Annotated in this window: 16 protein-coding genes, 1 tRNA gene and 1 pseudogene; 12 read left to right on the forward strand and 6 right to left on the reverse strand. The window is 68.4% G+C overall.

The window, feature by feature from the left end; all coding sequences use genetic code 11:
* A pseudogene (locus tag P2PM1_RS25275) lies at window positions 1-366 on the reverse strand (hypothetical protein); the annotation flags it as partial.
* A 356-nt stretch (window positions 367-722) separates the two neighbouring features.
* Entirely contained in the window at window positions 723-1751 is a 1029-nt protein-coding gene (locus tag P2PM1_RS21635; protein ID WP_244301597.1) for an Ldh family oxidoreductase, read from the reverse strand.
* 400 nt (window positions 1752-2151) lie between these two features.
* Between P2PM1_RS21635 and P2PM1_RS21640 the strand changes: the two genes are divergently transcribed.
* A complete protein-coding gene (locus P2PM1_RS21640) occupies window positions 2152-3606 on the forward strand; it encodes an NAD-dependent succinate-semialdehyde dehydrogenase (protein ID WP_186400507.1) in 1455 nt (484 codons plus the stop codon).
* 59 nt (window positions 3607-3665) lie between these two features.
* On the opposite strand, the gene P2PM1_RS21645 is transcribed toward P2PM1_RS21640, so the two are convergent.
* The gene (locus tag P2PM1_RS21645; RefSeq protein WP_186400508.1) at window positions 3666-4604 is read right to left on the reverse strand and encodes a LysR family transcriptional regulator; all 939 of its coding nucleotides are present in this window, start codon (window positions 4602-4604) and stop codon (window positions 3666-3668) included.
* Between the two features lie 107 nt (window positions 4605-4711).
* On the opposite strand from P2PM1_RS21645, the gene uraD reads away from it, so the two are divergent.
* The 6 genes from uraD (at window position 4712) to P2PM1_RS21675 (ending at window position 12838) form a co-directional block, all read left to right on the forward strand.
* On the forward strand, window positions 4712-6268 hold the full coding sequence (uraD, locus tag P2PM1_RS21650; RefSeq protein ID WP_186400509.1) for a 2-oxo-4-hydroxy-4-carboxy-5-ureidoimidazoline decarboxylase: 1557 nt from the start codon (window positions 4712-4714) through the stop codon (window positions 6266-6268).
* Window positions 6269-6272: 4 nt separating this feature from the next.
* A complete protein-coding gene (locus P2PM1_RS21655; RefSeq protein WP_186400510.1) occupies window positions 6273-6758 on the forward strand; it encodes a TRAP transporter small permease in 486 nt (161 codons plus the stop codon).
* Window positions 6755-8035 carry a TRAP transporter large permease gene (locus P2PM1_RS21660; RefSeq protein WP_186400511.1) on the forward strand — a complete coding sequence of 427 codons (1281 nt, stop codon included), beginning with the start codon at window positions 6755-6757 and terminating at the stop codon, window positions 8033-8035. The genes P2PM1_RS21655 and P2PM1_RS21660 overlap by 4 nt, the downstream gene beginning before the upstream one ends.
* Window positions 8035-8790 carry an aspartate/glutamate racemase family protein gene (locus P2PM1_RS21665; RefSeq protein WP_186400512.1) on the forward strand — a complete coding sequence of 252 codons (756 nt, stop codon included), beginning with the start codon at window positions 8035-8037 and terminating at the stop codon, window positions 8788-8790. The genes P2PM1_RS21660 and P2PM1_RS21665 overlap by 1 nt, the downstream gene beginning before the upstream one ends.
* A gap of 107 nt (window positions 8791-8897) precedes the next feature.
* Entirely contained in the window at window positions 8898-10835 is a 1938-nt protein-coding gene (locus tag P2PM1_RS21670; protein ID WP_186400513.1) for a sigma-54-dependent Fis family transcriptional regulator, read from the forward strand.
* Between the two features lie 203 nt (window positions 10836-11038).
* A complete protein-coding gene (locus P2PM1_RS21675) occupies window positions 11039-12838 on the forward strand; it encodes an NAD(P)/FAD-dependent oxidoreductase (protein ID WP_186400514.1) in 1800 nt (599 codons plus the stop codon).
* Window positions 12839-12902: 64 nt separating this feature from the next.
* Here the strand turns inward: P2PM1_RS21675 and P2PM1_RS21680 are convergent, their stop codons facing one another.
* Window positions 12903-13283 (reverse strand): glyoxalase superfamily protein, encoded by a 381-nt coding sequence (locus P2PM1_RS21680; protein WP_186400515.1) that lies wholly within the window; start codon window positions 13281-13283, stop codon window positions 12903-12905.
* 342 nt (window positions 13284-13625) lie between these two features.
* Between P2PM1_RS21680 and P2PM1_RS21685 the strand changes: the two genes are divergently transcribed.
* The 5 genes from P2PM1_RS21685 to P2PM1_RS21705 all read left to right on the forward strand — a co-directional run bounded on the left by P2PM1_RS21685 (window position 13626) and on the right by P2PM1_RS21705 (window position 18373).
* Window positions 13626-15296, forward strand: a complete 1671-nt coding sequence (locus P2PM1_RS21685) for a methyl-accepting chemotaxis protein (protein WP_186400516.1) — start codon at window positions 13626-13628, stop codon at window positions 15294-15296.
* 176 nt (window positions 15297-15472) lie between these two features.
* Window positions 15473-15546 (forward strand) — tRNA-Cys (locus P2PM1_RS21690).
* A 199-nt stretch (window positions 15547-15745) separates the two neighbouring features.
* Window positions 15746-16765, forward strand: a complete 1020-nt coding sequence (gene cobD, locus P2PM1_RS21695) for a threonine-phosphate decarboxylase CobD (RefSeq protein ID WP_186400517.1) — start codon at window positions 15746-15748, stop codon at window positions 16763-16765.
* A gap of 4 nt (window positions 16766-16769) precedes the next feature.
* Window positions 16770-17750 carry an adenosylcobinamide-phosphate synthase CbiB gene (gene cbiB, locus P2PM1_RS21700; RefSeq protein WP_186400518.1) on the forward strand — a complete coding sequence of 327 codons (981 nt, stop codon included), beginning with the start codon at window positions 16770-16772 and terminating at the stop codon, window positions 17748-17750.
* 8 nt (window positions 17751-17758) lie between these two features.
* Window positions 17759-18373: a DUF938 domain-containing protein gene (locus P2PM1_RS21705; RefSeq protein ID WP_186400519.1), complete on the forward strand. Its 615-nt coding sequence runs from the start codon at window positions 17759-17761 to the stop codon at window positions 18371-18373.
* Between the two features lie 2 nt (window positions 18374-18375).
* Here the strand turns inward: P2PM1_RS21705 and P2PM1_RS21710 are convergent, their stop codons facing one another.
* A complete protein-coding gene (locus P2PM1_RS21710) occupies window positions 18376-19848 on the reverse strand; it encodes a cobyric acid synthase (RefSeq protein WP_244301593.1) in 1473 nt (490 codons plus the stop codon).
* A complete protein-coding gene (gene cobO / locus P2PM1_RS21715; protein ID WP_186400591.1) occupies window positions 19848-20459 on the reverse strand; it encodes a cob(I)yrinic acid a,c-diamide adenosyltransferase in 612 nt (203 codons plus the stop codon). Before cobO ends, P2PM1_RS21710 begins: the two co-directional genes overlap by 1 nt.
* Window positions 20460-20475: the final 16 nt, after the last annotated feature.

The raw sequence follows: 20475 nt of genomic DNA on the forward strand, positions 1-20475 counted from the left end.
TGGAAGAGATGCTTGGACGTGTCCATGCCGATGCGCGTAATCTCGTTCATTGGGCGGCTCCTTCGATGTGTTGGGACCATCATCTTGGCGCAAAACGGCGCCGGATGGGGGCCGTCCACCCCAACGGAACCGGCGAGCCACGGCGGTCATGGTGTCTTTCGGGAGCGCGTGGCGAGGGCCGTGCGATGGCACGCGATCACCTCCGGCTGTCGTCCCGGTTTCGGCCCAGCCGAAGACCGGTCCGGCCCACTTCTGCACGGCCGCAGCCGTGTTGTCGATCCGCCGCACACGGCCCTCGGCCGGGTCGAAGAGATCCAGCCAATCCTTGGAAACATCGCATCCCACGTAGCGATCGAATATAGTCATGAGGCCTGTCCCTGTGATGCGAGGTCTGATGCAACCAGCCTCGTGCAACTGTTCAGGTTGATCATGCGAAGCGGGACGGGGCCAATGCCGGCTCACGGTCTCACAACGACCAGGGGCCCAACGGCCTCCGTCCCGCAAGCATCATGACACAGCCCGGACATACAGGGACCCAGTAACCACAGGTCGTGCGGCTCAGGCCTCGGCGCCGGGACAAAGACGCATCCGCCGGCGGCCTTGCCACGCTCCCCAGCGGATACTGGATGCCTGCCTTCGCAGGCATGACACCAGAGAGGGAGGCGGCGCTTCCCGCCTCACGCCGGCCGGGGCGCCTTCTACCCGGGGCCGGCGCGCGCGCCTCACGCCTCGCGCCAGTTGTCCCCGGCGAGCGCGATGATTTCCGCGTGGATTGGCGCCGGGATCGACACCCCCTCGCGGGCGGCGCGGGCGCGCGCCTCGATCCGGCGCGAGCCCGGCAGGCGCACCCCGTCCTGCGCCTCGATCGCCGCGACCAGCGTCGCCATCCGCTCGCCATAGGCCCCGTCGGAACTCAGGCCCGGATCGATGGCGATCACCGTCTGGCCGAGGTCGGGCGCCGCCCCCTCGCCCGTGAATAAGCTGGAGGCCTCGAAGGCAAGGCTGGCGCCGACCAGCGCGGCGGCCATCACCTCGACCATCAGCGCCAGCGCCGCGCCCTTGGCCTCGCCGATGGGGATCATCGTGCCGGCCATGCCGGCATCGGCATCGGTCGTCGGGTTGCCGTCGACGTCGAGCGCCCAGCCTTCCGGGATCGACTTGCCGGCCTTTTGCGCCGACAGGATGCGCCCGCGCGCCACCCGCGAGACGGCGAGATCGATGACCAGCGGCGCCCGCCCCTCGGACAGCGGCGCGGCGAAGGCGATCGGGTTGGTGCCGAACAGCGGCTTGCTGCCGCCCCAGGGGGCGATGGCCTTCGGCGCATTGCCGAAGACGAAGGCGACGAGGCCCTTTTCGGCCAGCTTCTCGCAATGGGCGCCGGCCTGGCCGAAGTGGTGCGAGCGGCGGATGGCGGCAAGGCCGATGCCGGTCTCCGCGACGATGCCGGGCAGCGCGTCGATGACCAGATCGAAGGCCGGATAGGCAAAGCCGAGGCCAGCATCGACCCGCAGCAGGGCCGGCGCGGGGCGCGAGAACTCCGGCACCGCATGGCCGTCGACCTTGCCGCTTCGCGACTGCGCCGCGTAGGAGGGCACGCGCGACAGGCCATGGCCGGCCTGGCCGTCGGCCTCGGCGGCAACCAGGGCGCGGGCGACGGCTTCGGCGTTTTCCGGCGAGGTGTCGGCGGCGATCAGGGCGGCGCGGGCCAGCGCGCCGGCCTCGTCCAGCGTCAGGGAGATCATGGAGGTCATGGAGGTCATGGCGAGCTTTCGTCTGTGGGGGCCGGCGGCGGCAGCGCGCCGGGTCTTCCCGCCGTTTAGACCGCTTCGTCCCGCGCGAAAAGGGGAAAGCCGCGCGTGTCGCGGCCCCGGCACGCCGCGAAACGCGCCCCGCCGGCTGGGGGTATCTCCCGGCTTTGCGTTGCTGGTTGCCGGCCGGATGCCTATGATTGCTCAAGAATCCCGGTCGACGGGTGGCGCGCGGCCGGGCATTCCAGATCCCCGTCCCTCGCCGGTGCACCGCCTTGCAGGACCTGCGCAAGGCCTCGCCCCAGGGCCCTCGCACGAGATACCGGCCGCCTCCCGCGCATGCGGCCGCGACAGCACAAGGGCCGGCCCGCACGGGCCCGCCAACAACAACGGGAGCGCAAGCATGATCAGCGACCACAGGCTTTTCAGGCAGTCCTGCCATATCGGCGGATTGTGGACCCATGCCGACACCGGATCGGTGATCGAGGTCGACAATCCGGCGACCGGCGAGATCATCGGCACCGTGCCGCGCTGCGGCCGGGCCGAGACGGCGCGGGCCATCGAGGCCGCCTATCTCGCCTTCCAGGACTGGAAGGCGACGACGGCGGAAGAGCGCGCCACCCTGATGCACAAGCTGTGCGACGCGATCCTTGCCAATCACGACGCGCTGGCGGAAATCCTCACCACCGAGATGGGCAAGCCGCTGGCGGAGGCAAAGGGCGAAATCGCCCTCGGCGTCAAATATGTCCGCTTCTTCGCCGAGCAGGCCAAGCGCATCGACGGGGACATCATCCCCTCGCCCTGGCGCGGCAAGCGCATCCTGGTGACCAAGGAGCCGGTCGGCGTCACCGGCGCGATCACGCCCTGGAACTTCCCCCACTCGATGATCTCGCGCAAGCTCGGCGCGGCGCTTGCCGCCGGCTGCACCATGGTGATCAAGCCGGCGAGCCAGACGCCGTTCTCCGCGCTCGCCCTTGCCGCGCTCGCCGAGGAAGCCGGCTTCCCGCGCGGCGTGGTCAACGTCCTCACCGGCTCGGCCGCCGAGATCGCGGCGGAGATGTGCGAGAACCCGCATCTGCGCAAGATCACCTTCACCGGCTCGACGGAAGTGGGCAAGAAGCTCGCCTCCCACGCCTCCGCCCATATGAAGAAGATCTCGATGGAGCTCGGCGGCAACGCGCCCTTCATCGTCTTCGACGACGCCGATCTCGATGCGGCGGTCGAAGGGGCGATGGTCTCCAAGTTCCGCAATTCCGGCCAGACCTGCGTCTGCGCCAACCGCATCTATGTGCAGGCCGGCGTCTATGACGCCTTCGCCGAAAAGCTCAAGGCCGCCATCGCCGCACTCAAGGTCGGCAACGGCCTGGAAGCGGGCGTGACGCAGGGACCGCTGATCGACGGCAAGGCGGTGGAAAAGGTCGAGGAGCACATTGCCGACGCGCTCGCCAAGGGCGGCAAGGTGCTTGCCGGCGGCACGCGCCACGGCAATGGCGGCCGCTTCTTCGAACCGACGCTGGTCGTCGGTGCCACATCGGAGATGAAGGTGGCGCGCGAGGAGACCTTCGGGCCGCTCGCGCCCCTCTTCCGCTTCGAGACCGAGGACGAGGCGGTGGCGCGGGCCAACGACACCGAATACGGCCTTGCCTGCTACTTCTACACCCAGGATCTGGGCCGCGCCTTCCGCGTCATGGAGGCGCTGGAATACGGCCTCGTCGGCGTCAACGAGGGGCTGATCACCACCGAGGTCGCGCCCTTCGGCGGGGTCAAGGACTCCGGCGTCGGCAACGAGGGCTCGAAATACGGCGTCGAGGACTATCTCAACATCAAATATGCCTGCGTCGGCGGGCTGGGGCTGTAACGCCCCCGCCTCCCGCACCGGACACGCGAAGGGCCGCCCTGGGGTGGCCCTTTTGCTTTTCAGGTCAACGAGTTGCGCGCCCGCACCTCGGCGAGCATGGCCGCGACATCGGCAACCAGGAGATCGGCGACGCGGGCGGCGATGCGTGGCAGCGCGCGGCGGGAACTGATGGCGAGCGCGATGCTCTGCGGCACCACGTTCTGGCCCGTCACCGGAATGGCGACGAGGCGTCCGTCCAGCAATTCCTGCGCCGTGTCGAGTTCGGAGGTGAGCGCGGCATGGCTGCCGGAGACGACGAGTTGCTTCAGCAGTTGCAGCGAGTTGGTGACCACCGGCGGGCGGTTTTCCGAAAACATCCAGCCGTGCCGCGCCTCCAGCATGCGGCGGATCGCCAGCGACGGGCTCTGCACGACGATCGCCTGGTCGCGCACCCTGGAAAGGCTCACCTCGCTCATGCCGGCCAGCGGATGGCCCGGCGCGACGACGCAGTGCAGCGGCAGTTCCGCGCTCCACACCACATGCAGGTCGCGATGCGGGCGCAGGTTGAAGGCAAGCGCCACGTCCGCGTCGCCCCGGTCCAGCACGGTCAGCGCATCGTCGGGCGTTGCGATCTCCACATCGATGCGCACCCTCGGATACACCTCGGCCACATGGTGCAGGAAGCGCAGCAGCACGCCATTGACGAGGCTGTCCATCGTCACCAGACGGATATGGCCGAGGCTGACGCCCTGCATCTGCTTGACGTCGGACCACAGGCGGTTCTCGTCCGCCCGCCAGCGCCGCGCCAGCACCACGAACATCTCGCCGACCGGCGACAGGGTCATGCCCGTGGTCATGCGGTCGAACAGTTGCTCGCCGAGCCGGTCCTCCAGCAGCTTGATCTGGCGGTCGATGGCCGAGGCCGCAATGCCGATGGCGCGCGAGGCGGCCTGGATCGAGCCGTGCTCGGCGACGGCCTCGACATAGTGAAGACCGCGGGGGACGAGGTGCAGCGACATGGGCCATCCTGATTTCTAGAATGCAGGATTGTCGATAATGTCATGGATTGCAATGACGAGGGCCGGCTAGCCTCAATCTGTCAGCCACCGGACGGCAAAGGGCCGCCATGACCTCCGCCCTCGACTTGCTCAACTCGGCCCCCCGCGAAACGGCGCTTGCGCTGCTGGAGCCCTTGGTCGAGCGCTCGCCCTGGGTGGTGGACCTGACCGTCGACCGCCGCCCCTTCGCCGACGATGCGGAGCTTGCCGCCGCGCTGGCGGACACCATCCTTGCGGCCTGCCCCGAGCGCCAGCGGCGGCTGTTTTCCGCCCATCCCGAGCTCGCCGGCACGGAAGCAGCCGAAGGTCGCATGACCGACGCCTCGACCGGCGAACAGGCGCGTCTCGGCCTGCTGGCGCTCACGGCCGCCGACGCGGCCCGGCTGCGCGCCCTCAACGCCGCCTATCGCGCGCGCTTCTCCCATCCTTTCATCATCGCCCTGCACCGCGTGCCGGACCTTGAGACCCTGCTTGCCACCTTCGAGCGCCGCCTTGCCGCGCCAGCGCTGGAAGAGCATGCCGCCACACTGGAAGAGATCGCCTCGGTGATCCGCTCCCGTGCCGCCCGCGCCTTCGGGCCGGGCGCGAAACCGCCCCGGACCTCCGTCGCCGCAACCCTGGAGCACCCAGCCATGAAAGCCATTCTCCCGCTTGTCGCCTCCACCGCCCTCGTATTGTCGGCCGCGATGGCCGACGCCAAGGACACGATCCGCGTCGCCGGCAATTTCGCCACCGAGCATTCCTCCTCGCTCGCCATCGCGAAGTTCGAGGAAGAGCTCGAACGCCTGTCCGGCGGCGAGATCGACGTCAACGTCTTCCCGGCGCAGCAGCTTGGCGGGGCGGCCGAAAACGTCCAGGCAGTGAAGATCGGCGCCATCGAGATGATGTGGGTCGGCACCGCCTACCTGACGCGGACGGTCTCCGAACTCGAGGTGATCGGCCTGCCCTTCCAGTTCCCGAGCCGCGAGGCGGCCTTCGTGATCGCCGACGGGCCGGTCGGCGCCGCCCTCGACGACATGCTGGCGAAGGAAGGCATGACCTCCCTCGGCTATATGGAACTGGGCTTCCGGCACCTGACCAACAACGTTCGGCCCGTGGTCGCCATCGGCGACATCGAGGGGCTGAAGATCCGCCTGCAGCCGAACGAGACGCACCTTGCCACCTTCCGCGCGCTCGGCGCCAATCCGGTGGCGATGGACGTGAAGGAGCTTTACTCGGCTTTGGAACAGGGCGTCATCGACGGACAGGAAAATCCCTTTGCGATCATCAACGTCGCCGGCTACGCGGAGGTGCAGAAGCACGTCTCCAACACCGGCCACTTCTTCGACTTCATCTCCGTCGTCGGCAATCGGAAGTGGTTCGACGGCCTTGCCCCGGAAAAGCAGGCGATGATCCGCGAAGCCATGGCGACCGCCGTCGCCTATCAGCGTGAGCTGGCGGCCGAGCAGGACGCGGCGGGTCTGGCGCAGTTGACGGCCAAGGGCATGACCTTCACCGAGGTTTCGCCGGACCTGGCGGCGGCCTTGCGCGAAAAGACCGCCGGTGTCGCCGCCGAGACCAAGGCCCGCCTCGCTCCGGAGCTGGTGACGCTGCTGGATGCCGAGACCGCCAAGCTCGGCATGTGACCCGATGGCGCCCGACCGCCTTCTCACCTTCATCCTCGCGCGCGCCGACACCGGCGCGCGCTTCCTGGTGATCCTTGGCGCCGCCGCCATGGTGGTCGTGGTGTCGGCGCAGGTGGTGATGCGCTATGTCTTCAACGGCTCGTTCGACTGGGCCGACGAGGTCAGCCGCATCGCCTTCGTGTGGACGATCTTCCTGGCGATCCCGCTCGGCATCCGCGACGGCACCCATGTCGGGATCTCGATCCTGGTCGAGCGCCTGCCCGTGCCGCTGCAGCGCCTTGTGGCGCGGGCGACCAGCGCGCTCGCCGCCGTGCTGATGGGCGTCGTGTTCTGGACCACCATCGGCGTGGCGCTGGCCACCTGGTCCGAGCGGCTCGGCGCGCTCAACGTCACCTCGAGCGTCTTCTTCTTCCCCGTCATCGTCGGCGCGCTGCACTCGGCCCTGCATCTCGTCCATCTCGCGCTGGTCCCGATGGAGCGCCGGCCATGAGCCTTCTCGTCATCGCCACCTTTCTCGTGCTGGCCCTCCTCGGCATGCCGCTCGCCTTCTCGCTCGGCGTTGCGGCGCTCGCCGGCCTCTGGCTGACCGGCATCGACGTCGCCGTGCTGGCGCCGCGCCTGATGAATTCGGTCAACTCCTTCCCCTTGATGTCGATCCCGCTGTTCATGATCGCCGGCGAGCTGATGCTCAAGGGCGGGATCATGGACCGGCTGGTCGACTTCGCCAACGCCTTCATCGGCCGGGTGCGCGGCGGGCTGGCGCAAGTGACCATCGTCGCCGGCGCCGGGCTCGCCTCCGTCTCCGGGGCCGCCGTCGCCGACGCCTCGGCCCTGTCGTCGACGCTGGTGCCCTCGCTCCGCAAGCAATACGGCCTCGGCTTCTCCACCGGCATCGTCGCGGCCGCCGCCAATCTCGGCCCGATCATTCCGCCCTCCGGCGCGATGATCGTCTATGCCTTCATGGCCGGATCCAGCGTCTCGGTCGGCGGCCTGTTCATGTCCGGTGTGGTGCCGGGGCTGATCCTGTTCGCCCTTTTCATGGTCCTGTGCTGGCTGATCGCCTGGAAGCGGAACTACCCGCTGGCCGGCACGCCGGTGACGCTCTCCAACATCCTGCGCGAGCTCAGGCGCAGCCTCGTCGTCTTCCTGATGCCGGTGCTGGTCATCGGCGGCATCGTCGGCGGTGCCTTCACCCCGACGGAAGGGGCGGCCGTCGGCGTCTGCTACGCGCTGTTCCTCGGCTTCTTCGTGACGCGCAAGCTGAGGCTCGCCGACCTGCCGGTGGTGCTGCTGACCGCCGCCAGGACCTCGGCACTGGTCGGCGCGATGATCGCCTTCGCCTCGACGGTGACCTTCCTCTTCACTATCGACCTGCTGCCGATGAAGCTCGCCGGCCTGATGCAGGGCGTCACCGACAGTCCGTTCCTGTTCCTCTGCCTCATCGCGGTGCTGCTGCTCGTCATCGGCATGTTCCTGGAATCCAACGCTGCCTACATCATGCTGGTGCCGCTGTTCCATCCGATCGCGCTGCAATACGGCATCGATCCGCTGCATTTCGGCTTTCTCTTCGTCTTCAACCTGGTGATCGGCATGCTGACGCCGCCGGTCGGCGTGGTGCTGTTCGTCGTCTGCGGCATCACCGGCGTCAGGATGGGCGAGTTGGTGCGCGAGAGCTGGCCCTTCATCGCGGCGATGTATGCCGTGCTGCTGGCCTGCATGGTCTTTCCTGGCATCGTCACCTGGCTGCCGGGGAGGCTGGGCTATTGATGCGCCTCCTGCTGCTCAACCCCAACACCACCGAGGCGCTGACCCGGCGGCTCGCACGCAGTGCCGCCGAGGTGCTGCCGGCCGATGTCGTGCTGCTGCCCCTCACCGCGAACCGAGGCTTTCCCTATATTTCCTCGCGCGCGGAGGCCCAGATCGCGGGGGCAGCCGTGCTGGAAATGCTGGCGGAGCAGGAAGGGCGCTTCGATGCCGCGGTCATCGCCGCTTTCGGCGACCCCGGCCTTTCGGCGGCGCGCGAGCTCTTCGACCTGCCGGTCACCGGGCTTTGCGAGGCAGCGATGCTGGCCGCGCTGGCGCTGGGACAGCGCTTCGCCTTCGTCACCTTCTCTCCCCGGCTCACGCCCTGGTACGAGGAGCAGGTGACGCGCGCGGGGCTTGGGTCCCGCTTCGCCGGCACCTTCACGCCGGATGCCGGCTTCGGCTCCATCGCGGCGGTGGCGGAGGAGATGCGCGTGCCGCTGGTTAAGACCTGCCGCCGCGCCGCGGCCCGCGCCGACGTCCTCATTCTCGGCGGCGCACCGATCGCCGGACTGGCCAGCGAGATCACCGAGGAGGTACCGGCCGTGCTCCTCGATCCGGTGAAGGCCGCCGTCCTGCAGGCCGTCTCGCTCCACCGGCTGCGACCGACCGGTGCCGACCGCGGCAGCTTCGCCCGTCCGCCGGCCAAGGAGAGCTCCGGACTTGTCCCCGCCCTTGCCTGTAGGATTGCCGGCAAGGACACGTCGAAGCCGGACTGAGCACAGGACGTCCCGCGTCCCCCTCCTCCTCCTTTGGCACCAAGCCCCCGTTCCCGCCTTGTGAGCGGCGCCCGCCCATGCGAGCATCAAAGCGGGAGGAAATAACCATGGTGTCGACCCTGTCGCACATCAGGGAGATCGAGCGCGTCGCCATGGGCGGGGCGAGCGGGCGGGATATGCCCGTCGTCCAGTCGTGGCTGCGCTGCGTCAACGACTACCGGCTCGACCCGGCGCAGGCGCAGGAAGCCTATATCGTTCCGGAGACGACGCTGCGCGAGCACCGCGAGCAGGCGGAGGAACTTATCCGCATCGGCCGCAGCGGCCTGGAGACGCTGTTCAACCAGGTCGCCGAGCAGAAATACGTGCTGCTGCTGTCGGATGCGCGCGGCGTTACCGTCGAGTTCATGGGCGATCCGACCTTCGACAACCAGTTGCGCAAGGCCGGGCTCTATCTCGGCTCCGAATGGTCGGAAAACCGCGCCGGCACCTGCGCGGTGGGCGCCTGCATCGTCTCCGGCAAGCCGGTGGTGATCCACCAGGACGACCATTTCGACACCAGCCATATCGGCCTGACCTGCACCGCCGCGCCGATCTACGACACGCTCGGCGACCTCACCGCGGTGCTCGACATCTCGCAATTGCGCTCGCCCACCGCCAAGGCCAGCCAGCAACTGGCGCTGCATCTGGTCGCCGCCACCGCCCGGCGGATCGAGCTCGCCAACCTGATCTCCCGCACCCGCAACGACTGGGTGCTGCGGCTGTCGCGCCTGCCGGACTTTCTCGATGTCGACCCGGACGCGGCGCTGTCGCTCGACGGCACGGGGCGCGTCACCGGCATCACCCATGGCGGCTTCAACGCGCTGGCGCGGGCGATGAACCTGACCGCCTTCACCGCGCGCGACCTTGTCGGCGAGCGGATCGACCGGTTCTTCGAGATCGAGATCGACGACCTGCCCCGCTACATGCGCGGCGGCGCCGACCGGGAACGGGTGCTGCGGGCGCGCGACGGCTCGGCCTTTTTCGCCAGTTCCATCGCCCCGGTGGTGCAGCCGCGCGGGCCGGCGGCCGCCCGCCCCCGCCTGCCGGGCGCGCTCTCCAGCCTCAGTTTCGGCGACCCGCGCATGGAGGCGATGCTGGCGCGTGTCTCTCGGCTTGCCGGGCTCGACATCCCGATCCTGATCCACGGCGAGACCGGGACGGGCAAGGAGGTTCTCGCCCGCGCCATCCACGAGAGCCGCGAGCGGCCCGGCCCCTTCGTCGCCGTCAACTGCGCGGCGATCCCCGAGCATCTGATCGAGTCCGAGCTGTTCGGCTATGCGCCGGGCGCCTTCACCGGCGCGGCGCCGCGCGGCAAGACCGGCCTGATCGAGGCGGCGGCCGGCGGCACGCTGTTCCTCGACGAGATCGGCGACATGCCGCTGTCCCTGCAAAGCCGCCTGTTGCGCGTGCTGTCGGAGGGCGAGGTGCAGCCGGTCGGCGCGCTGAAGACGCGGCCGGTGCGGCTGAAGCTGATCTCCGCCTCGCACCGCGATCTCGGCCGGCTGGTCGCCGAAGGGCGCTTCCGCGAGGACCTCTACTACCGGCTCAACGCCGCCACCTTCACCCTGCCGCCGCTGCGCGAGCGGCTGGATTTCGACGCGCTCGCCGACCGGATCCTGGCGCGGATTGCCGCCGAGATCGGGCGCAGTCCACGCCTCTCCCCCGGCGCCCGCATGGCGCTGCGCGCCCATCCCTGGCCGGGAAACCTGCGCGAATTGCACAATGCGCTGAAGGTCGCCGCCGCTCTGTCGGAGGGGGAGATGATCGATCCCGACGCCCTGCCCGAGCAGATCGTCCGGCCGGGCGCACGGCCGGGGTTTCGCCCTACCCTCGCCCCGATACCGCCAGCAACACCGCTTGGCGGCACGGATGCGATAGGCGAAGGCGATCTCCTGCGCGAGCTCGCCGCCTGCGGCGGCAATGTCTCGGCGCTGGCGCGCCGGCTCGGCGTCAACCGCTCCACCGTGCATCGCTGGCTGAAACGCGGCGGAGTGCGCGCAAGGTGAGCCGTGCCCGCCTGTCGCAGCATCTGCGACAGGTGTTGCAGGCCTGTTGCGCAACGCTGCGACAGGCCGCGCAACAACCGATGTAACCCTTTGATAAAAAAGCGCTCTCGGCGCAGTATCAACTGGCACGCGGCTTGCCATCTCCCCCTCACCGGGCGGGCTTATCCCCGTCCCCGGACACTAGAGCAACGGGAGGAGACGATATGCTCGACAAGACACCGACGGCCCGCGTGCAGGCCTTTCTCGACCGGTTCGGCGGGGTGCTGGAGGCGGGCCGGATCGACGAGGCCGTCACCATGTTCGCCGAGGAGTGCTACTGGCGCGACCTCGTCACATTCACTTGGAATATCAAGACCGTAGAGGGTCGCGGCGAGGTCCGCGACATGCTGGAGGCGCAGCTTGCCGCCACCAGGCCGACCGCCTGGCAGGTGGCCGAGGGCGAGGAGGCCAGCGAGGCCGACGGCGTCACCCAGGCCTGGATCACCTTCGAGACCGATGTGGCGCGCGGCTATGGCCTGATCCGCCTCAAGGACGGGCGGATCTGGACGCTGCTGACCACCATGGTCGAGCTGAAGGGGCATGAGGAAAAGGCCGGCTTCTCCCGTCCGCTCGGCGCCAAGCACGGGGTCAATCCCGGCGCCAAGACCTGGAAGGAGGAGCGCGAGGAAGAGGCCGCGACGCTCGGCTATACCAGGCAGCCCTATGTGGTGATCATCGGCGGCGGCCAGGGCGGCATCGCCCTCGGCGCAAGGCTGCGGCAGCTCGGCGTGCCGACGATCATCGTCGAGCGCAACGACCGGCCGGGCGATTCCTGGCGCAAGCGCTACAAGTCGCTCTGCCTGCACGATCCGGTCTGGTACGACCACCTGCCCTATATCGATTTCCCGAAGAACTGGCCGGTTTTCGCGCCGAAGGACAAGATCGGCGACTGGCTGGAAATGTACACCAAGGTGATGGAGCTGAACTACTGGACGCGCTCCACCGCCCGCTCGGCGAAATGGGACGAGGCCAACAAGGAATGGGTCGTCACCGTCGACCGGGACGGCGAGGAAGTGGTGCTGCGGCCGAAGCAGATCGTCTTCGCCACCGGCATGTCGGGCAAGGCCAACATCCCGCAGTTCAAGGGCGCGGAGCGCTTTGCCGGCGAGCAGCACCACTCGTCGAAACACCCCGGCCCCGACGGCTACAAGGGCAAGAAGGTCGTCGTCATCGGCTCGAACAACTCGGCTCATGACATCTGCGCCGCGCTCTACGAGGCCGGCGTCGACGTGACCATGGTGCAGCGCTCGACCACCCATATCGTCCGCTCCGATCCGCTTATGGAGCACGGCCTCGGCGCGCTTTATTCCGAGCAGGCGGTGGCGAACGGCATGACGACGGCGAAGGCGGACCTGATCTTCGCCTCGCTCCCCTACCGGATCCTGCACACGTTCCAGAAGCCGATCTACGACAAGATCCGCGAGATCGACGCCGACTTCTATGCGGCGCTGGAAAAGGCCGGCTTCCAGCTCGACTTCGGCCCGGACGGCTCGGGGCTCTTCATGAAGTATCTGCGGCGCGGCTCGGGCTACTACATCGACATCGGCGCCTCGCAACTGATCATCGACGGCAAGATCAAGCTGGCCGCCGGCCAGGTTGAGGAGATCACCGAGACGTCCGTGAAGCTCGACACCGGCGTCGAGATCCCCGCCGACGTCATCGTCTATGCCACCGGCTACGGCTCGATGAACGGCTGGGTCGCCGACCTGATCGACCAGCAGACCGCTGACAAGGTCGGCAAGGTCTGGGGGCTCGGCTCCGACACGCCGAAGGACCCCGGCCCCTGGGAGGGCGAGCAGCGCAACATGTGGAAGCCGACGCAGCAGGAGGCGCTGTGGTTCCACGGCGGCAACCTGCACCAGTCGCGCCACTACTCGCAATTCCTGTCGCTGCAGTTGAAGGCGCGGATGGAAGGCATCCCGACGCCGGTCTACGGGTTGCAACAGGTGCATCACAAGGGCTGAGCCACGGCCAGCCGACACAGGGCCGGGCGGAGCGATCCGCCCGGTTTTGTTTTCCGAAAGCCGCTCAGCCGAGCGGCTGGCCGACATCGATGCGGTTTCCGTCCGGGTCCTCGAAGACGAAGGCGCGAAGGCCGAAATCCTTGTCGCGCAGGCCCTTGACGATGCGCAGGCCCTGCCGCCGGCAGATCTCGTGCAGCGCGTCGACATCGCCGACCATTAGATGGGCGACGTTGAACGGCGCAGCGCGGTGGTCGGGCTGCTGGGTCAGGTGAAGCTCCGCCTCGCCCTGCTTGAGAATGACGAAGCCGACGGGGTTGCCGTTCTCGAACGTCTTGGTGAAACCCAGCGCGCCGACATAGAAGTCGAGCGCCCGCGTCATATCGCTCACGGGCAAGGTTGCGGCGATCCGGCCGAACCGGATCCCGCCAGGAAGGGGCATGGTCATGCGACTGCCTTGGCTGGCGAAACGCTGCGCCTTTCGGGGACGGTGACCCGGCCGGTAGCGCCTCGCAGGGAGATGTCAGGACGGTGCCCGGCGCCAGAATGCCCCGGAAAGGCCGGGTTGACCAGCGAGAGGGCATCATCGCTGCACATAAATTGGCGTCCACTCCACCAGCGCGGTCCGGCTCGCCTGCTTTCCAAGAGTTCGGCTTATGCGGTTAAATATCTTTGATATTGCTAAACAACTCTGAAACCAGCCTTTTCCGAAATACCCTAGCAGATTTTCAATCACCCGTTAACCATTTAATAGATATGAATACAATAGATTTTGTAACGTGAGGTTGCAATGTTAACGATCCGCACGCGACTTTTAGTAACCCTTGTCACCCTCTTCGCCTGTATTCTGGCGGTGGTAGCGACCGGCTTCTGGGGATCGGATACCGCGGAAAAATCCTTGCGCGAGATCAACGACGAGCGGGTCATACCGTTGCGTGACCTCAAGATCGTTTCCGACATGTACGCCGTCAACGTTGTCGATGCCTCGCACAAGGTTCGCAACGGCAACTGGAGCTGGGACGAAGGCCTGCAGTCGCTTGCCGAAGCCAAGACGGCAATCGAGCGTCATCTTCGAGCCTATCTTTCGGGGACGATCGACGAGGCGGAGCGCCCGCATGTCGATGAGGTGCGCCGTCTGATCGCCGGTGTCGATGCCGCGATCGTCGAGTTGGAAGGCATCCTGGGCACCAGGAACAGCGCCGGCCTCGACGCCTTCGTCAAGGACAAGCTCTACCAGATCATCGATCCCCTGACCGAGGCCATCGGCAAGCTGGTCGATGTGCAGATCGAAGGGGCGACCGAAACGGCGGCGGAGAGCAGCCTGCGGCTGGAGCTCATTCAATGGGTGTCATGGCTGGTGCTGGCCGCCGCCATGGCCATCGTCCTCGGCGCGGGCTGGATGGTGCTGTCGCACGTCACGCGGCCGTTGCGCGCCCTCACCGAAGCGGTCAGAAACCTTGCCGAGGAGCGTTATGACACGCTCGTCCCCGGGCGGGGACGCCGGGATGAACTGGGCCAGATGGCGGAGGCCATCGACACGTTGCGGGTCGCCGCCATCCAAAGCCAGGATCTCGCCAGGGAGCGCGAGCAGGCGCAGCGCCGCGATCTTGCACGGGCCGAGGCCGTCGGCCGCCATGTCGCCGAGTTCCGCGCGACCGGAGCGAGCCTGACCGCAACGCTGAAACAGGCAACCGCCGGCCTGGACGAGACGGCCGGCCAGATGGCGCAGTCGGCGTCCGGGACGAAAACGCAGATCGCCGCCACCGCCGCGGCCGCCAGCGAGACATCGCACTCCGTGCAGGGCGTTGCCTCGGCGACCGAGGAACTGTCGATCTCGGCGCGGGACATCAGCGAGCAGGTGGCCAGATCCGCCCAGGCCGCGCGGGTCGCGGTCGAGCAGACGCTCGCCACGGACCAGGCCGTCAAGGCGCTGGCCGAGCGCAGCATGAAGATCAGCGCCGTCGCCGAACTGATCCGCTCGATCGCGGAGCAGACCAACCTACTCGCGCTCAACGCCACCATCGAGGCCGCGCGCGCGGGCGAGGCTGGCCGTGGCTTTGCCGTGGTGGCCCAGGAGGTCAAGGCGCTGGCCGGCCAGACGGCGAAGGCGACCGAGGAGATCGCCCTGCAGATCGACAGCATCCGGGATGGCACCCAGGAGGCGGTCTCCGCCGTCGAGCAGATCAATGCCGCGATTGCCGATGTCGATACGATCGCGTCGAGCGTTGCCGCCGCCATCGAGGAGCAGCAGGCCGCGACCGGCGAGATCAGCCATGCCGTTGCCTCGGCAGCGAACGGGGCGGGCACCGTCGCCGACAACCTGCGGGCCGTCGATCAGTCCTCGCTGACGGTGGCCAGCGCCTCCGAGGCGGTTCTCGCCGCCAGTTCGGAGATCGGGCAGACCTCGGCGGCGCTCGACGCGGCCATCCAGGCCTTCATCGGCAAGGTCCAGGCGGCATAGGCCGCACCGATCAGGCCGCGCTTCGCAGGGAGATGTCAGGACGGTGCGCGCAAGGCCTGCGGTCAGTCGGTGCACCCGGCGCAGCCTCCGGTTCCGTTGAAGAATGGTGGAAACATCCCGCTTTCACGACACACCGCTTGACCTTGCCTCGCATGTGATTGATAAGTCTGCCCGCTGGCCTCGTGGCGGAGTGGTGACGCAGCGGATTGCAAATCCGTGCACCCCGGTTCGATTCCGGGCGAGGCCTCCAGCACCCTCCCGTCCGTCCCCGATATAGCTGCCGCCCGCCCCTGCGGCTGGTGATTGCCGCGTGCCTGTCCCGCGCATCAAACCCGCTCTGCCGGCGCGATCTCCCCGGCCATGTGCATTTTCGTTTTTCCTGCCGCCGTCCCCGTGGTCTATCTGTCATGCAGACGGCAACAACAGGATCACTCACCGGAGGCGGGCGCATGAAGCATGGCGGCGATCTGGGCGGCGCGATGGCCCGGTATGGCGGGCTCGCCGAGGACTGGCTGGACCTGTCCACCGGCATCAATCCGCATGCCTATCCCGTGCCCGCCTTGCCCGCCCGCTGCTGGCGGGAGCTGCCCTCGCAAGGCGCGCTCGACCGGCTGCTTGCCGCCGCGCGCAAGGCCTATGAGGTGCCCGCCCACCTGAAGCTCATTGCCGCGCCGGGCACGCAGGCGCTGATCGCCTTGCTGCCGCATGTGCTCCCCCAGGGCGACGTCGCCATCGCCGGGCCGACCTATGGCAGCCACGGCGATGCCTGGCGGCGCGCCGGACGGCGGGTCTGCGAGGTCACCTCGCCGCATGCGGAACTGGCGCCTGAGGTGAAGGTGCTGGTCATCGTCAACCCGAACAATCCGGATGGCCGGCTGGTCGACCCGTCGAGCCTGCGCCACATGGCCGGGCAGATGGCGGAACGCGGCGGCATGCTGGTCGTCGACGAGGCCTTTGCCGACTGCGTGCCGGGCGCCAGCGTGCTGCCGCATCTGACCGGGCGCCCGGCGGTCGTGCTGCGCTCCTTCGGCAAGTTCTACGGCCTTGCCGGACTGCGCCTCGGCTTCGCCGCCGGGCCGCAGAGCATCGTCGCCGCGCTGCGCGAGCGGCTGGAAAGCTGGGCCGTCTCCGGCCCGGCGATCGAGACCGGCGCGCAGGCGCTCGCCAATGATGCCTGGCGCCGGGCGATGATGGCACAGCTTGCGGATGAGGCCGCCGATCTGACGCTGTCATTGCAGATGCACGGGCTTTCCGTCTTCGGCGGCACGCCGCTCTTCGTGCTGGCGGGCACGCGCAATGCCGCCGGCCTGCACGAGGCGCTCGCCCGCCAGCGGATCTGGACGCGCATCTTCGACTATGCCCCGACCTGGCTGCGCATCGGCCTGCCCGGCGGGCGCGAGGGGCTGGCCCGGCTCGAAGCCGCGCTGCAGGGCGCCATGGCCGACAGCGGCGTGGCATCGGGACGCTGAGGCGATGCTGCTCTTCGCCGACACCGCCTTCCTGCTGCTGCTGGCATTGGTGCTCGATGCGCTTGTCGGCGATCCGCGCCGGCTATGGGCAGCGGTGCCGCATCCGGTGGTGCTGATCGGCAAGGTGATCGAGATCGCCGACCAGGATTTCAACGATCCCGCCGCCTCGCCGCGCGCGCGCAAGATCTATGGCGCGGTGTTCCTCGCCAGCCTTGTCGCCTGCTCGCTGCTGGTCGGCGTGCTGATCGAGGTGATCCTGCGCACATTGCCCTTCGGCGAGATCGGCGTTGCCGTGATCGCGGCGATCTTCATCGCCCAGAAGAGCCTCTACGAGCATGTGGCGGCGGTGCGCGACGGCCTGCTGGAGGACGGGCTTGCCGGCGGACGGCGGGCGGTGGCGATGATCGTCGGCCGCGATCCGCAGCAGCTCGACGAGGCCGGCGTTGCCCGCGCAGCCATCGAATCCTGCGCCGAAAACGCCGCCGACGGGGTGACCGCTCCAGCCTTCTGGTTCCTGCTGTTCGGCCTGCCGGGCCTCATCGCCTACAAGGCGGTGAACACGGCGGATTCGATGATCGGCCATCGGACCGAGCGGCACGAGGCGTTCGGCTGGGCCTCGGCCCGGTTCGACGATCTGGTGAACTGGCCGGCCGCCCGCCTGTGCGGGCTCGCCATGGCGCTGACCGCGCCGCTGAACGGCCGCAGCCTCCAGGAAAGCCTTGCCGTGATGCGGCGGGACGCGCCGAAGCACCGCTCGCCCAATGCCGGCTGGCCGGAAGCGGCGATGGCCGCCGTGCTCGGGCTGGCGCTGGCCGGCCCGCGCGCCTATCCCGGCTATACGGTCGACGATCCGTTCATGAACGAAGGCGGCCGGCGCGAGGCCACCGCCGGCGACATTTCCCGCGCGCTGAAAGTGTTCCGCCAGGCGATGGTGCTGCAGGCGGTCGCGGTCGCGGCCATCGCGCTCGTCCCGCTGTTCCTGTGAGGTCCGCCATGCTTCCCTTCGCCCCCTCCGCCGAGCGCAACAAGGACGCGATCCTGGCGGGGCTCCGTCCCCACCTCGCCCGCTGCCGGCGCGTGTTGGAGATCGGCAGCGGCACCGGCCAGCACGCGGTGCACATGTCTGCGGCCCTGCCGCAGCTTGTCTGGCAGTGCAGCGAGTTGCCCGGCACCGTTTCGGGGCTTGCGGCGCGACTGGAGGCCGAGGGGACTGTCCGCACGCCGCCGCCGCTCGCCCTCGACGTCGCCGCCCCGCCCTGGCCGCTGCCGGCATCCGGCGCGCCCGATGCCTTCGACGCGGTCTTCACGGCCAACACGCTGCACATCATGTCCTTCGCCCATGTCGGGCAGTTCTTTGCCCGTATCGGCGAGGTGCTGGCACCGGGCGGCCTGTGCTGCGTCTACGGGCCGATGAAATATCGCGGCGCCTTCACCACAAAGAGCAACGCCGAATTCGACGCGCAATTGCGGGCGCGCGACCCGCTGAGCGGCATTCGCGATTTCGAGGCGCTCGACGAGTTGGCGCAAGCGCAGGGGCTGACCCTGCTGGAAGACATTGCGATGCCGGCGAACAACCAGTTGCTGATCTGGCTGCGCGCCGGCGGGTAGGTTCACCGCGCGCGGGCGATCTCCAGCAGCGCCTCGATGTCGAGCGATGCGTCCAGATGCGCGGCCAGCGCGTCGAGCGTGCGGTCGATCTCGCCCTCATAGGCGCGGGTCGAGCCGCTGCCCAGTTCCGCCAGCAGGCCGGCGCGGAACGTGTCCGACGCGAACAGCCCGTGCACATAGGTGCCGGCGATGCGCCCGTTTGCCGAGACCGCACCGTCCGGCTCGCCCTGTTCGCCCAGCAGCGCGAAAGGTCGCGAGGTGTCCGGCCCTTGCGTGCGGCCGATATGGATCTCGTAGCCGGCAAGCGCTGTCCCGCTCGCCGCATGGCGGCCGATCACCTCGACAAGGCGCTTGTCCACTGTTAGCACCGTGTCGACGTCGAGCAGGCCAAGCCCGTCGACAGTGCCGGGCGTGCCCTCGATGCCGTCGGGATCGCTGATCGTCCGCCCCAGCATCTGGTAGCCGCCGCACACGCCCATGACGCGGCCGCCGCGCCGCACATGGGCGGCAAGATCGATGTCCCAGCCTTGCGCGCGGAAGAAGGCGAGATCCCCGACCGTCGACTTGGAGCCGGGCAGCAACACGAGGTCGGCATCGCCCGGCAGCGGCCGGCCCGGCCCGACCAGCTCCAGCGTCACGCCCGGCTCCAGCCGCAGCGGATCGAGATCGTCGAAATTGGCGATGCGGCTGATCACCGGCACGGCGATCTTCACCGAGCCGTCGCCGTCGCTTTCCTCCAGCGCCAGCGCATCCTCCGCCGGCAGGCGGTGAGCATCGGCAAACCACGGCACCACGCCGAGCGGGCGCCATCCGGTACGCGCGGCGATCTCCCGCACGCCTTCATCGAACAGCGACACATCCCCGCGGAAGCGATTGACCAGAAAGGCCTTGATGCGGCTCCGCTCGGCCTCGGGCAGGATCGCATGGGTGCCGACGAGGCTGGCGATCACCCCGCCGCGGTCGATATCGCCGCACAGGGCGACGGGAATGTCGACGGCCTCGGCAAACCCCATATTGGCGATGTCGCCGGCGCGCAGGTTGATCTCCGCCGGGCTGCCCGCCCCTTCCACCAGAACGAGGTCCGCGCCCTCGCTGAGCCGGTCGAAACTCTCCAGCACCTTCGGCAGGAGCTCGGCCTTGCGGCTGCCGTATTCGCGCGCGCGCATCGTTCCGGCGCGCTTGCCCTGCACGATGACCTGCGCCCCCACATCCGTCTCGGGCTTCAGGAGCACCGGGTTCATGTGCACCGACAGCGGCACGCGCGCGGCCATCGCCTGCAAGGCCTGCGCCCGGCCGATCTCGCCGCCGTCACTGGTCACGGCCGCGTTGTTCGACATGTTCTGCGGCTTGAACGGCCGCACCTTCAGCCCCCGGTCCGCGAACAGCCGGCACAGCCCCGCCACGACAAGGCTCTTGCCGACATTCGAGCCGGTGCCCTGGATCATCAGGGCGGGGATGCGGCGGCCTGCCGCCATCAGAACTCGATCCCCTCCTGCGGCTTCACGCCGGAGCGGAACGGGTGCTTGACCTGTTCCATCTCGGTGACGAGGTCGGCGATCTCGATCAGCTCGTCCTTGGCGTTGCGGCCGGTGACGATGACATGCACGTCCTCCGGCTTCTCGTCGCGCAGGAAGGCAGCGACTTCCTCGATCGGCAGGTAGTCGTAGCGCAGCACGATGTTCAGCTCGTCGCACAGGACGAGGCGATGCTCGCGCGAGCGGATCAGGTCCTTGGCCGCCTCCCAGGCGGCGCGGGCGGCGTCGATGTCGCGCTGGCGGTCCTGGGTCTCCCAGGTGAAGCCCTCGCCCATGCGCTTGATGGTGACGAGGTCGGAGAAGCGCTCCAGCGCCATGCGCTCGCCGGTCTCGATGCGGCCCTTGACGAACTGCACCACGGCGACCTTGTGGCCGTGGCCGAGCGAGCGGAACACCATGCCGAAGCCAGCCGTCGACTTGCCCTTGCCCTTGCCGGTATGGACGATCAGGAGCCCCTTTTCGATGGTCTTGGTCGCCATGATCTTGTCGCGCGCGGCCTTCTTCTTGCGCATCTTCTCGGCGTGGCGGGCGTTGAGCTCCTCTTCGCTCATTTCGGCCTTCTTATCG

The sequence above is a fragment of the Stappia sp. P2PMeth1 genome (assembly GCF_900185735.1).
Lineage (GTDB): Bacteria > Pseudomonadota > Alphaproteobacteria > Rhizobiales > Stappiaceae > Stappia.